Source organism: Acinetobacter sp. DSM 11652 (genome assembly GCF_900109815.1).
Lineage (GTDB): Bacteria > Pseudomonadota > Gammaproteobacteria > Pseudomonadales > Moraxellaceae > Acinetobacter.
Map to the genome: position 1 here is coordinate 99,096 of NZ_FOBK01000003.1, position 13,402 is coordinate 112,497.

Sequence of the window (13,402 nt, forward strand, 5' to 3'; positions counted from 1 at the left end):
AAATAAAAAACCCCACCGAAGTGAGGTTTTGATTCTGCAGACAAAATACGTTAAAAATATTTAGATGAGCAATGTACGAATATCTTTAAGCAGCTTCGTCAGTTTATTGGTAAAGCGAGCAGCATCAGCACCATTAATGACACGATGGTCATAAGACAATGACAATGGAAGCATTAAACGTGGATCAAAACCTTGTCCATTCCACACAGGTTGCATCGTTGCAGGTGAAATACCCAAGATTGCCACTTGCGGCCAGTTGACAAGCGGAGTGAATGCCGTACCACCAATTGCGCCTAGGCTTGAAATCGTGAAGTTGGCACCTTGCAGATCTTTCGGTGACAATTTCTTATCACGTGCTTTTTGACCCAACTCACCGAGTTCAACTGCGATTTGCTTAATTGATTTTTGATCTGGATTACGTAGCACAGGCACTGTTAAACCATCTGGTGTAGCAACAGCAATACCCATATGGATTTCTTTACGCAGTAATACGGTTTTGCCATCATCAGACAAGTGACCTGCAAACTCACGTTCTTCTTTTAGCAAATGCGCTACAGCCTTGATGATGAATGCCATAATGGTCAGGCTAATGCCTTCTTTCTTAAAGTTGCCTTTAAGCTCATTACGCCATGCTTCAAGCTCCGTAATATCTGCCGCATCGAATTGGGTCACTTGCGGGATATAATTGTTCAATGACAACTGTGGAATAGACACTTGCTGTAAACGTGTTAACGCTTTTTCTTCTACACCACCAAAGGCATCAAAACTTGGTAATTTAGGCAATCCTGCTGGTGCAGCAACTGTCGGTGCAGCAGTTACAGGTGCTGGTGCAGTTAAACGTGTTTTCACATACGCAAAGATGTCTTCTTTCATTAAGCGTGCATGTGGACCAGAAGCTTTGACTTCTGCCAACACAACACCAAGCTCACGCGCCAACTTACGTACCGCAGGACCAGCATATACTTTGGCATTTGCTGCATTTTGCTCTTTGGTCAGTTTATCTGCTGAAGGGGCTGCTGTTTGTACAGGAGCAACCGCTGCTTGCGCAGGGGCAGCTTTTGGTGCTTCCGCTTTTGTACTCACTGGTGCTGATACAGGGGCTTCTGTAACTGGGGTTGCTTGACCTTCAGCTTCAATCGTGACTAAAGCCACACCTTCAGACACATTTTGACCCAATTCAATATGAATTGCGGTAATCACACCTGTGGTGGTACTTGGTACTTCAACGGTCGCTTTATCTGATTCAACCACAATGATGCTTTGGTCTTTTTCAACCTTATCACCAACAGCCACTAAAATTTCAGCTACAGCAGCTTTGTCTACACCTAAGTCAGGGACAGCGATCTCAATTTTACCTGCTGGCGCTGAAGCAACTGTCGCTTTTGTTGATTCTGCAGGTGGTGCCTCTGCAGATGGAACAGTCGTCGGTGTAGTTTCTGCAGAAGCTTGCGCCGCGGTTGATGCTGAAGCTGCTGTTTTCACTTTCAGAATCACAACACCTTCTTTCACTGTATCACCGACTGAAATTTCAATCGATTCAACTGTACCCGCAACAGCACTTGGAACTTCAACTGTCGCTTTGTCAGACTCAACGACAATGATACTTTGATCGGCATCAATTTCGTCGCCAACCGCAACCAAGATCTCACCCACAGTGGCTTTTTCAACACCAATGTCTGGTACTTGTACATCAACGGTTTCAGACGCCGTTGATGCTGCTTTAGGCGCTTCCGCTTGAGATTGGGCTACAGGTTCTGCGTGAGCTTGTGCTTTCGATTCTTCAACTTGTGCTGTAGGTGCTTCAGATGACGTTTGCCCCTCCGCTTCAAGCTCTACCAAAGCCGCACCTTCAGCAACTTCGTCACCAAGGCTCACCAGAATACTTTTCACCACACCTGCTGAAGTGCTTGGCACTTCAACAGATGCTTTGTCAGACTCCAACAAAACAATGCTGTCATCGACACTAATCGTATCACCCACTTTGACCAAAATTTCAGCCACTGTGGCTTTATCTACACCAATATCAGGAGTCGTAATTTGCATGCTTAGTTCTCCTCTTTGTAGTCAGCTACAGCGTGAAGTTCAGGCGTTGTTTGAGGTGCCCAAGCGACTGGACGGTCAGTATCTAATTCAAAGCTAGAAATCGCATCCTTAACTAGACGCGCATCTACTTCACCCTCGTCAGCAAGTTTCTTCAATGTCGCAACCACAATATGCGCAGCATCTACACCAAAGTAGCTACGAAGTTTTGCACGTGTATCTGAGCGACCATAACCGTCTGTACCTAATGCTACAAATGGACGATTATCTGGAAGGTAAGCGCGAATTTGCTCACTGTAAGCACGCATATGATCAGTTGCAGAAACGACGATACCTTTCGTACCACGCAACTGCTTCGACACCCATGCTTCTTTCACATCTTCAGTAAGTGGATGTAAACGATTATATTCTTCGCACGCCATACCATCACGTGCAAGCTCATTAAAGCTTGTTACGCTGTAGACATTCGAATGAATTTGATATTCATCACGTAAGATTTGAGCCGCTTTAATCACTTCACGCAGAATTACACCTGAACCTAAAAGCTGAACTGTGGCTTTTTCATCTTCCTCAAGTAAATACATACCACGTTTAATGCCTTCTTCAGCACCTTGTGGCATCGCTGGATGCTCATAGTTCTCATTCATTACAGTTAAGTAATAGAACACACGCTCCTGATCCACATACATGCGTTTTAGACCGTCATGTACAATCACCGCAAGTTCATATCCGAAACATGGATCATAAGAAATACAATTTGGAATCGTATTCGCAAGAATATGTGAGTGACCATCTTGATGCTGTAGACCTTCACCATTCAGCGTAGTACGACCAGCAGTTGCACCCAATAAGAAACCTTGCGCCTGTGCATCACCTGCCGCCCATGCAATATCACCAATACGTTGGAAGCCAAACATTGAGTAATACATGTACATCGGGATCATAGGAAGGTTATTGGTTGAATAACTTGTTCCTAAAGCAGCCCAAGCACTCATCGCACCTGCTTCATTGATCCCCTCTTGAAGCATATGACCATCTTTCGCTTCACGGTAATGCATCAACTGCTCTTGATCTTCAGGGGTATATTTTTGACCGTGCGCGGCATAAATGCCCAATTGACGGAACATCCCTTCTAAACCGAAAGTACGCGCCTCATCTGGAACAATTGGTACTACACGGTCTTTAATTGCTTTTTCTTTCAGTAGTGCAGAGATCAAACGTACCATCACCATGGTCGTTGATTGTTGCTTACCATTAGAACCAGCTAACACTGCATCAAATACAGACAACTCAGGAATCGCTAAAGATTCACTTTCTTTACGACGTGCTGGTAAGTAACCACCTAAAGCCTCACGACGAGCCTTCATATACTTAATTTCAGGCGAGTTTTCACTTGGTCGATAAAATGGAACTTCTTCAAGTTGCTCATCGGTAAATGGCAAGTTGAAACGATTACGTACATATTTAAGCGATTCAAGTTGCATTTTCTTGATTTGATGCGTTTTATTGACCGCTTCAATTTCTTCAGATAAGCCGTAACCTTTAACAGTTTTCGCGAGAATAACCGTTGGCTGACCTGTAGATTTCATGGCTTCTGCATAAGCAGCATATACTTTGTAAGGATCGTGACCGCCACGATTTAAATTATCGATATCTTCATCACTTAAGTGTTTAACTAACTCTTCAGCTTCAGGATATTTACCAAAGAAGTGCGCACGTGTATAAGCACCACCTTTCACTTGATAACGCTGATAATCACCATCTACAGCTTCTTCCATAATGGCTTTAAGCGCACCAGATTCATCTTTAGCAAGTAGTGGATCCCAATGACGACCCCATACTACTTTAATCACGCGCCAACCTGCACCACGGAATAGAGACTCAAGTTCTTGGATGATCTTACCATTACCACGAACTGGACCATCTAAACGTTGCAAGTTACAGTTTACAACCCAAACCAAGTTGTCTAACTTTTCACGACCTGCCAACGAAATTGCACCAGTACTTTCTGGTTCATCCATCTCACCATCGCCAAGATAAGCCCAAACCTTACGATCTTCTTCTTTAATCAAACCGCGGTTCATCAAGTACTTTTGAATATGTGCTTGATAAATGGACATGATTGGACCTAGACCCATCGATACCGTTGGGAACTGCCAATAGTCTGGCATTAAGTACGGATGTGGGTACGAAGGTAAACCAATACCATCAACTTCACGACGGAAATTGTTCAGATGCTCTTCAGTTAAACGACCTTCCAAGAATGAGCGCGCATAAATCCCTGGTGCACAGTGACCTTGATAATAAATCATGTCACCACCGAAGTTATCACTGTTGGCACGGAAGAAATGGTTAAAGCCAACATCATATAAAGTTGCAGAAGATGCAAAGCTGGCTAAGTGACCACCAAGATCGTCGCCTGTTTTATTGGCGCGAAGCACCATTGCTAAAGCATTCCAACGAATCAAAGCACGAATTCGGCGCTCCATATCTGGATCACCAGGCATTGCAGGTTGCTCTTCTACTGAAATCGTATTTAAGTAAGGAGTATTTAGACGCTGAATGGGAACATGTTTCGCAATCGCACGTTGATACAGTTTTTCAAGAAGAAAGGCTGCTCTTTCCGTCCCCATATGCTGTAAAACAGAGTCAAAAGCGTCCTGCCACTCTTGGGTTTCTTGTGCGTCGGTATCACCGTAATACGCCATATTACACCTATATTCATGCCTATTTGTATGCCCTATATTTAACATATTTTCGCGATACGCAGTTATGGCTATAAATGAATACGACATTAGAATAATATTTCGATAATAAATAGTACCTGACCATTTATTACACAAATTAACACTAAAACGCCAATTCTGCTGTTTTTTTATACAAAGCTTTATTTTAATCTTGAATTTAGTCAGGTGACCTGACTGCAAAAACGAAAATCGCCAAGACTATGCTTGGCGATTTATTCAAATGACTTAACAATGGATGTGTATTAATGAGGTTTGATAATTAATTAAGGCAACATCGCTAGGTAAGTTGAAGGATTTTTACGCTGACCATCTTTGACCACTTCATAATGTAAGTGAGGACCAGTACAGCGTCCAGTACAACCTACATTGGCAATATGCTCACCAGCAGTGACTTTATCACCTACTTTAGCAATTAAGCGTGAAGCATGTGCATATCGTGTGATATACCCATTACCGTGGTTGATTTCGACATATTGACCATAACCTGTGCCCCAACCTGATTTAGTCACTATTCCTGGACCAGTTGCATATATTGGAGTTCCTGTTGGTGCCGCAAGATCCAAACCAGAATGGTTTTCAGCACGTCCGCCCATTGTTCGGCCGCCATAATTTGAACTGACACGACCACTTGGAAGTGGGTGGGTCACTAACCATGAATATGCATTATTTGAAGAGTAACGATTTGAACTTGTCGTCGTAGTTTTTTGAGCAGGGTATTTACTATTAAGCAGCGCATTATTTAATTCGATTGGATCCGCCTTTGCTCGAACTTTCACATCGACTTGTGCTGTCGCTGGAATGTCCATGTCATCAGGATGACTATAAGAACCTTGTGATAGTGTTCTTGTTAACTCTTCCAATCGATCAGGATTGGAGGCTTGTGTGGCATCTAATTGAACTAAATCTGCAAATGCAACCGAAGCTGCTGAAGCTGCTAAAGAAAACGCTAATAAAATACGTCGCGTATACATATAAACCTCATTAAACTGTTCTTACTCAAGTCTCTTGTGTGATCTCTTCCTTGATATCGAAAGAAACAAGCGTTTAAGATTAAGACAAAACAATGTAGGAACAATGTATGTCAGAACCAAAAAATATGTTTCAACAAACAAGACAACACATAAAAACAGGAAACTTATCGTTTCTCACAAAGCAAGTTGCTGACTGGCAGAGACTTACAAAATTAATTCAACCGCTATTGCCCAAAAATGAACAATGGCAAGTTGTCTGTTATCAATACGGTATTTTGACCATCACCGGTGAAAATCAAGCCATGATTAGTCAACTCGGTTACCTTCAAAAACAGTATATTTCTCAGTTATCACAAATCCCTGAACTCAAAGATTTACAAAAAATCCAAGTTCGTCTTCGAGCAAAAAAAGAAATTCCCCAAACACAAACTGAAAATTCCAAAACTTCTTTATGTCCGACAACGCAAGAAATGTTACTCAACGCTGCTAGTTTTGTGAACGATCCTAAGCTTAGCCAAGCTATGATACGTTTGGCAAGCAATAAAAAGTAACAGGACCATTTGATTTAAACGTCATTCACTATTTTAAAGGCAAATTAAGTCACACTTAACAATGTTACACTATAACATTTAACCTGAAGACAATGACTTAGATCACACTTACATATTGAATTGGACAAGACTTTTCGTCATCAAATGTTACAATTTCATAATTAGATGGATCACTCTGAACATTGCGAAGCAGTTGATTATTGAGTGCATGTCCAGATTTGTAACCATCAAACTTCGCAATAATTTGATGTCCGAGTAAATAAAGATCACCCACCGCATCTAATATTTTATGACGTACAAATTCATCAGCAAATCGTAAGCCTTCTTCGTTCACGACACCTGAATCATCAACACCAATTGCATTCTCTAAACTAGCACCCAAAGCTAAATTATTCGCCTTAAGATAATCCAAATCTTTCATAAAGCCGAAAGTACGTGCCTCACTGACTTCATAAACAAATGTTTCCGTTGAGAAATCAATACTGGCAGACTGATATTCTTTGGCAAAGGCTGGGTGATCGAAATCAATCGTAAAATTAAGTTGAAAACCATCATGCGGATTAAAAATAGCGCGCTTATCGTCAATTAATGCTTCTACAGGCTTTAATATTTTTATAAATTTTTTAGGCGCTTCTTGCTCCATCAACTCACCTTGCATGAGTAAATAGATAAATGGACCGGCGCTTCCATCCATAATTGGAACTTCTGAAGCTGATACTTCAATAATCAGATTATCAATACCAAGACCTGCAATCGCACTCATAATATGTTCGATAGTCCCAACTTTGGCATTTTCTTGTACCAAATTCGAACACATAAATGCTTCTTGAATCAGCATCGCATTAGCAGGAATATTTACAGGCGGATTTAAATCAATACGACGAAAAACAATACCCCCATCAGCTACATGTGGTACAAAGTTAATCATTACTTTTTGCCCACTGTGTAATCCGATACCACTCGCTTTCACGACTCGTTTCAGGGTGCGTTGTTTCAACATGTTTCTTCAATATTCATCTAAAATCTAGTATACGTTAGCACATTTAGCCATTGATAAAAATCAAAAAGGTGGCATAAGCGCCACCTTTTCTGTTTGATCATCGTAAACACATTATGTTACATGTTATTTACGCTGTTGATTTTTAAGATAATCTTGAATGCTCATTGGTGCAGATCGAGGCGCTGCAGAAGGCTCAGGGGCTACACTCTCTTGATTCTGACGTTTACTGATTGCTGGAACATCATCTTCATCCAAAGCAGCAGCTTGTCCACCAACTGATGGGTTTACACTCACTGGCGCACGGCGCTTCACTTCCGTTTCATTCGCATTACGAGTTAAACCTGTCGCAATCACTGTAACACGGATTTCATCACGCGCATCTGGATCAAATACTGTACCAAAGAAGACTTCACCTTCATCCAGATCAACAATTTGATTGACAACATCTGTGATAATTTCAGTTTCACGCAAGGTAACATCATTACCGCCAGTGATATTAATTAAAACACCCTTCGCGTTCATAATATTTACGTTGTCAAGCAACGGACTGCGAATCGCAAGACGCGCTGCATCTTCAGCACGATCTGGACCGCTACTCTTACCTTCACCCATCATCGCATAACCGCGTGTGCTCATCGCTGTTTTTAAATCGGCGAAGTCAAGGTTGATATGACCAGGACGCACAACTAAATCAAAGATACTTCGTACCGCGTTAAGCAAGACATCATCCGCTTTGCGATAAGCATCTTGCATTGAGATATCACCATAAACGCTAAGTAGGCGTTGGTTTGGAATGATAATCAATGAGTCAACATGCTTTTCAAGTTCTTCGATCCCTTTTTCAGCAGAACGTTGACGACGACGACCCTCGAAGTTAAATGGAGTGGTGACAACACCAACCGTCAAAATACCCATTTCTTGTGCTATTTCAGCCACGACTGGTGCTGCACCAGTACCAGTACCACCACCCATGCCGGCAGTAACAAATACCATATCTGCACCTTCCAGATGCTGACGGATTAATTCGCGACTTTCTTCTGCTGCAATTTGACCGACATCAGGATTTGCTCCTGCACCTAGTCCACGCGTACTTTGTTGGCCCAATTGGATTTTGAATGGCGCATTCATACGATCCAAAGCTTGTTTATCTGTATTTGCACAAACAAATTTCACGCCTTTGATATCAGATTGCACCATGTGTTGTACGGCATTACCACCACCGCCACCAACACCAAACACAGTAAAACGGGCTTGACCGTTATTATCGGTTTGTTCATCTTCTAAAAATTCAAATGAAGCCATGACCTTAACTTTTCCTAATAAATTTGGCAGTCACTTAAGCCCGTATACTGCCTTGATCTTCAATAATAAAAATTTGTTTTTAGGATGCGTTGCAATCACATTCTTGTCAAGCACATGAAGTTGCTCTTACAAGTTGCAAACAATACTCCCTTAAAAACTAAACTTAAAAAATACCTTTCAATTTGTTATTAAACGCATTCCAACCATTCGCTATGCGCTCTAATAATGGACGCTTATTCACTTCTTCAGGTTGCTCAACCGATTCTTGTAAATCGCTTTGACTAAATAACAGCAGTCCTGTTGCGGTAGAATACATTGAACGTCTTAATGCAGGTAAATGTTGATCATCCGCATATACTTGTAGCGGAGGGTTGCCTAAATGAGCAGAAACACCCAACATACGACGTGATAATGTGATCATACCCTCAATCTGGCATGCATCACCACTTAAAACTACACCGTGGTATAAACTTTGTAGCGCACCACGTTGTTGTAACTCATCACGCACCATAGAAAGAATTTCTTCGTAACGTGCAATAATAATCTCTGATAGCTCAATCCGACTGATCGCCTGAGGACCATCGATCGCTTCAAACTCGATCATATGTTCAGGTTTGACTTGCTGTAAATCAACGCAACCATAAAGCAATTTAAGTCGTTCAGCTTCTTCGGTCGTCGTTTGCAATACTGCAGCGATATCACGCGTTACATTTTCACCACCACGTTGAATGGTGTGTGCTAGCACTAAATGACCTTCAATATAAACTGCAATATTGGTTGTACCAGCCCCAATATCCAATAAGCATACACCATACTCTTTTTCATCTTTTAGCAATGCACCTTCAGCAGTTGCTAAACATGAAATCACCATCTTTTCGACAAAAATATTGGCGCCTTTCATTGCACGATCTAAATTTTGCATGGTGCTGATTGGTAGCATCATGAGTTGATAATGCGCCGTCATGCTATTTGCTGAAAGGTTAATTGGATTATGCACCCACTCAGGTGAATCATCCAACTCAAAACCCAATGGGACTGCACTTGCAAGATAATGATCAGAAGTTAAATGACTGGCTTTTGCCATTTCTAAAGCTTTAACCACTTCTGAAGTCGTAATGGTGCGTTCTGGATTAGAAATCGGTGTCCGGCCTGTCGCATAAGCACTTTGCAGTTCTGTACTCGGGATCGATACCCATGCCGAATGCACACGACACTCCGCCATATCTTCTGCTTCTTGTACCGCATTCTTAATCGCAGAGATCACCTTCTCAAGGCTAACAATTTTTCCTTTGTTCATGCCTTTATTTCGCGCAGTCGCCATACCGATGACCTGGATATTATCCGGCGCATGCACTTTACCAATTAGAACTGAAACTTTATGTGTCCCAATGTCTATCGCAACAACTGAGGGAACAGCCTCATTCATGATTCACTACCATTTTCTTCATTGTTTATATCTGGCTTATGCCTATTTTTAAAGCCACGTATTATGGCTTTGCAACTCTTGAATCTGCAATGTTAATGTCATTAATGGTTACAACAAACTGACCATTTATAATCTTTGGTGGTGTCGCATTTTTCCATTGAATCGCCAAGCCATTACGGTAACGTAAGTCAATCGCTGAAACTCTTGGCCAAACCACTTTCAGATCTGCTTGAGATAAGTGACTCAATCGTTGCAGTTTGCTCATGGTCTGATCCTGATCCACAATAATACGTAAACCCGAATCGAACTGCATAAACCATGTCCGACGATCTGTTAAATATAGCTCTTTCAAACGCAGATTAACTGGACTAAATAGTTGATTAATTTCATGATAACGTCTCATCATGACTTTTGACTGATCTGACGGACCATGCATAAGTGGTAAATTTGCGTGATTTCTAGAATATGCCTCTGTATACACCACACCCTGATCACTTAACAGACGTCCTGTTCCCCAACGTGCAATCGGATGTTTCGGAATAACACGAACCTTAATACCGTCTGGCCAAGCTCTAGAAATGACCACTCGATCTACCCAAGAAATCTCTAATGCCTTATCACGAATTTGCTCAAGATCAGCAGTAAAATAATTGCCTGTAATGGTAGGCATTAACTGCTGTTTTACTTGACTAATTTCAGGCTCGGCTTGCAGACCAACCACATCCAAAGATGCTACTTTTGCACTGGTCATGACGCTATATAAGCCATAAATCCCGACCAAAAGTACACAACATGCAAAAATAAGCATGACCCAACCACCCGCATTAATCATTTTCTCTTTGCGAGTCGGTGGTTTGTCATGAATCGATGTAATCGCCGCACGTTTGCGACGCATCGATGGAGGTAGTTGAGCCATAACTTAGTGTGATTCTTTCGCTAAGGTTTGCTCTAAAATAGCCAAACACAAATCTTCAAAACTATAACCTACTGCTTGAGCTGCTTTTGGTACCAATGAATGACTGGTCATGCCTGGAACAGTATTCACTTCTAGCAGCCAAAATTGACCTTGCTCGTCCTGCATAGCATCAATTCTACCCCAACCACTTGCCCCAACAGCTTGAAACGCTCGTAAGCAAAGCGCTTGTAAACTTTTTTCTTCAGCTTCACTCAAACCACAAGGGATACCATATTCAACATCATTACGTTGGTATTTAGCTTCATAATCATAAAAGGCTACATCAGCTGGAGGTTGTAAACGGATGACTGGTAATGGTTGTCCGTTTAAAAATGAAATCGTAAATTCACGACCTGTAATCCACTTCTCAGCCATGACCACGGCATCATGTTGAGTCGCTTTTTTAATTGCTTCAGCTAAATCCTCTGCTTTCTCAACCTTACTCATGCCCACACTCGAGCCTTCGTGCACGGGTTTGATAATCAGTGGTAATCCAAGCTCTGCAACGAGTGCTTGTGCATCAGTATCTTTAGAAACAATGCGGTATGGCGCTGTAGGAAGTTCAGAACCTTGCCAAATTTGCTTGGTCTTTACTTTATCCATTCCGATAGCCGACCCCTGCACACCAGTTCCAGTATATGGAATATTTAACCACTCTAATGCGCCTTGGATTTGACCATCTTCTCCACCACGACCATGTAACACAATAAATGCACGATCGTAATTTACCAGTTCAGTCACACTGCGTTCTTGAGGGTCAAAACCCTCTGCATTCACCCCTGAACGTACCAATGCTTCAAGTACAGCCTTACCACTATCTAATGACACCTCACGCTCTGCAGATTTACCACCAAGCAATACAGCAACTTTGCCGAATTTAGAAGCATTTGACACGTTTAGTTCCTTAAACTTATAAAATTTTCAATTTAGCCAAATCATCAAACGACGATTATTTTAAATAGAGCTGGTTCTGAGCAAGCTCAATTGAAATTGCTCCAACGTTACCCGCACCTTGAGTCAATAACAAGTCATTTGCTTGTAACACTTTTTGTATCACATTTGGCAAATTCCCTTCTACTGGATCAATCAAGATTGGTTCAACATCACCACGCAATCGGATACTTCTTGCCAATGAGCGACTATCTGCACCAACAATCGGCTTTTCACCTGCAGAATATACTTCTAATAGCAGTAATTGATCGACTTGTGACAAGACATCAACGAAATCATCAAAACAATCACGTGTACGGCTAAAACGGTGAGGTTGGAACATCATCACAAGTCTACGATCAGGATGACTTGCACGCGCAGCTTTAATCGTTGCTTCAACTTCTTTTGGATGGTGACCATAATCATCAACCAGTTTGACCGTTCCATCACTTAACTCAAATTCACCTTGAATTTGGAAACGACGCCCTACACCACTAAAACTTTCTAAAGCACGAGCGATTGCAGCATCAGATACACCTTCATCAGTTGCCACACCAATCGCAGCTAACGCATTAAGGATGTTATGCAAACCAGGCATATTAATGGTTAACTTGAGTGGCTCTTTGTTTTTACGAAGCACAGTAAAATGTGATTGCATCCCTTCTTGTACCACATCTACAGCACGAATATCGTTATCTTCGTTAAAACCATAAGTTAAAACAGGTCGACCAATACGTGGCATAATTTCACGAATATTTTGATCATCGCCACACACTACGGCTAAACCGTAGAATGGAAGCTTCTGCAAGAATTGAACAAAAGTATCTTTCAAAACATCGAAGCTACCACCATAAGTGTCCATATGATCAGCATCAATGTTGGTGACAATAGCGGCCATTGGTTCTAAATATAGGAATGAAGCATCAGATTCATCTGCTTCAGCTACAATATAACGACTCGCACCTAAAGCAGCATTTACTCCAGAGCGATTAAGCAAACCACCAATCACGTATGTCGGATCCATGTTTTCTTCAGCAAGCATACAGGTCACCAAACTTGTCGTAGTGGTTTTACCATGTGTACCTGCAACCGCAATACCATGACGGTAACGCATCAACTCGCCCAACATTTCCGCACGACGAACTACAGGGATACGTGTTTCAATCGCTGCTTTAATTTCTGGATTTTCTTGGTCAATCGCAGTCGATACAACCAATACATTCGCACCGTTAATATTATCAGCAGCGTGTCCGATATGAACTTTAATGCCATTTTCTTCAAGCTGTGCAGTGGTTTTAGAGGCTTTAATATCCGACCCTGAAACTTTATAGCCTTGGTTTTTTAAGACTTCCGCAATCCCGCACATTCCTGCACCACCAATACCCACAAAATGGATATGCTTGATACGGCGCATTTCAGGAATTTTAATCAGGTTTTTTGCTTTATCAGCTGGGTTCGTTGAAGACATAATTTTCTCTAA

10 protein-coding genes are annotated in these 13,402 nt (G+C 41.7%); 1 reads left to right on the plus strand and 9 read right to left on the minus strand.

What is annotated here, in order from left to right; all coding sequences use genetic code 11:
* Positions 1–60: 60 nt before the first annotated feature.
* The 3 genes from BMW42_RS04135 to BMW42_RS04145 all read right to left on the minus strand — a co-directional run bounded on the left by BMW42_RS04135 (position 61) and on the right by BMW42_RS04145 (position 5,758).
* The gene (locus BMW42_RS04135; RefSeq protein ID WP_092766511.1) at positions 61–2,043 is read right to left on the minus strand and encodes a 2-oxo acid dehydrogenase subunit E2; all 1,983 of its coding nucleotides are present in this window, start codon (positions 2,041–2,043) and stop codon (positions 61–63) included.
* 2 nt (positions 2,044–2,045) lie between these two features.
* Positions 2,046–4,748 carry a pyruvate dehydrogenase (acetyl-transferring), homodimeric type gene (aceE, locus tag BMW42_RS04140; RefSeq protein ID WP_092766512.1) on the minus strand — a complete coding sequence of 901 codons (2,703 nt, stop codon included), beginning with the start codon at positions 4,746–4,748 and terminating at the stop codon, positions 2,046–2,048.
* A 302-nt stretch (positions 4,749–5,050) separates the two neighbouring features.
* Positions 5,051–5,758 (minus strand): M23 family metallopeptidase, encoded by a 708-nt coding sequence (locus BMW42_RS04145; RefSeq protein ID WP_092766513.1) that lies wholly within the window; start codon positions 5,756–5,758, stop codon positions 5,051–5,053.
* 107 nt (positions 5,759–5,865) lie between these two features.
* On the opposite strand from BMW42_RS04145, the gene BMW42_RS04150 reads away from it, so the two are divergent.
* Positions 5,866–6,309, plus strand: coding sequence for a hypothetical protein (locus tag BMW42_RS04150; RefSeq protein ID WP_035265826.1), 444 nt, complete (start codon positions 5,866–5,868; stop codon positions 6,307–6,309).
* Between the two features lie 97 nt (positions 6,310–6,406).
* Here BMW42_RS04150 and lpxC read toward each other — a convergent pair whose 3' ends face one another.
* The 6 genes from lpxC to murC all read right to left on the minus strand — a co-directional run bounded on the left by lpxC (position 6,407) and on the right by murC (position 13,390).
* Positions 6,407–7,309: a UDP-3-O-acyl-N-acetylglucosamine deacetylase gene (lpxC, locus tag BMW42_RS04155; RefSeq protein ID WP_092766514.1), complete on the minus strand. Its 903-nt coding sequence runs from the start codon at positions 7,307–7,309 to the stop codon at positions 6,407–6,409.
* Between the two features lie 123 nt (positions 7,310–7,432).
* Positions 7,433–8,611: a cell division protein FtsZ gene (gene ftsZ, locus BMW42_RS04160; RefSeq protein WP_035265829.1), complete on the minus strand. Its 1,179-nt coding sequence runs from the start codon at positions 8,609–8,611 to the stop codon at positions 7,433–7,435.
* A gap of 163 nt (positions 8,612–8,774) precedes the next feature.
* A complete protein-coding gene (ftsA, locus tag BMW42_RS04165; protein WP_035265831.1) occupies positions 8,775–10,037 on the minus strand; it encodes a cell division protein FtsA in 1,263 nt (420 codons plus the stop codon).
* A 61-nt stretch (positions 10,038–10,098) separates the two neighbouring features.
* Positions 10,099–10,953, minus strand: a complete 855-nt coding sequence (locus BMW42_RS04170; RefSeq protein ID WP_035265833.1) for a cell division protein FtsQ/DivIB — start codon at positions 10,951–10,953, stop codon at positions 10,099–10,101.
* A 3-nt stretch (positions 10,954–10,956) separates the two neighbouring features.
* The gene (locus BMW42_RS04175) at positions 10,957–11,886 is read right to left on the minus strand and encodes a D-alanine--D-alanine ligase (RefSeq protein ID WP_035265835.1); all 930 of its coding nucleotides are present in this window, start codon (positions 11,884–11,886) and stop codon (positions 10,957–10,959) included.
* Positions 11,887–11,941: 55 nt separating this feature from the next.
* On the minus strand, positions 11,942–13,390 hold the full coding sequence (gene murC, locus BMW42_RS04180; RefSeq protein WP_092766515.1) for a UDP-N-acetylmuramate--L-alanine ligase: 1,449 nt from the start codon (positions 13,388–13,390) through the stop codon (positions 11,942–11,944).
* Between the last annotated feature and the right edge of the window lie 12 nt (positions 13,391–13,402).

Bases quoted from the DNA above. Each gene is read 5' to 3' on its own strand.
- BMW42_RS04135 (WP_092766511.1), bottom strand. From the start codon at position 2,043: ATGCAAATTACGACTCCTGATATTGGTGTAGATAAAGCCACAGTGGCT.
- aceE (WP_092766512.1), bottom strand. From the start codon at position 4,748: ATGGCGTATTACGGTGATACCGACGCACAAGAAACCCAAGAGTGGCAG.
- BMW42_RS04145 (WP_092766513.1), bottom strand. From the start codon at position 5,758: ATGTATACGCGACGTATTTTATTAGCGTTTTCTTTAGCAGCTTCAGCA.
- BMW42_RS04150 (WP_035265826.1), top strand. From the start codon at position 5,866: ATGTCAGAACCAAAAAATATGTTTCAACAAACAAGACAACACATAAAA.
- lpxC (WP_092766514.1), bottom strand. From the start codon at position 7,309: ATGTTGAAACAACGCACCCTGAAACGAGTCGTGAAAGCGAGTGGTATC.
- ftsZ (WP_035265829.1), bottom strand. From the start codon at position 8,611: ATGGCTTCATTTGAATTTTTAGAAGATGAACAAACCGATAATAACGGT.
- ftsA (WP_035265831.1), bottom strand. From the start codon at position 10,037: ATGAATGAGGCTGTTCCCTCAGTTGTTGCGATAGACATTGGGACACAT.
- BMW42_RS04170 (WP_035265833.1), bottom strand. From the start codon at position 10,953: ATGGCTCAACTACCTCCATCGATGCGTCGCAAACGTGCGGCGATTACA.
- murC (WP_092766515.1), bottom strand. From the start codon at position 13,390: ATGTCTTCAACGAACCCAGCTGATAAAGCAAAAAACCTGATTAAAATT.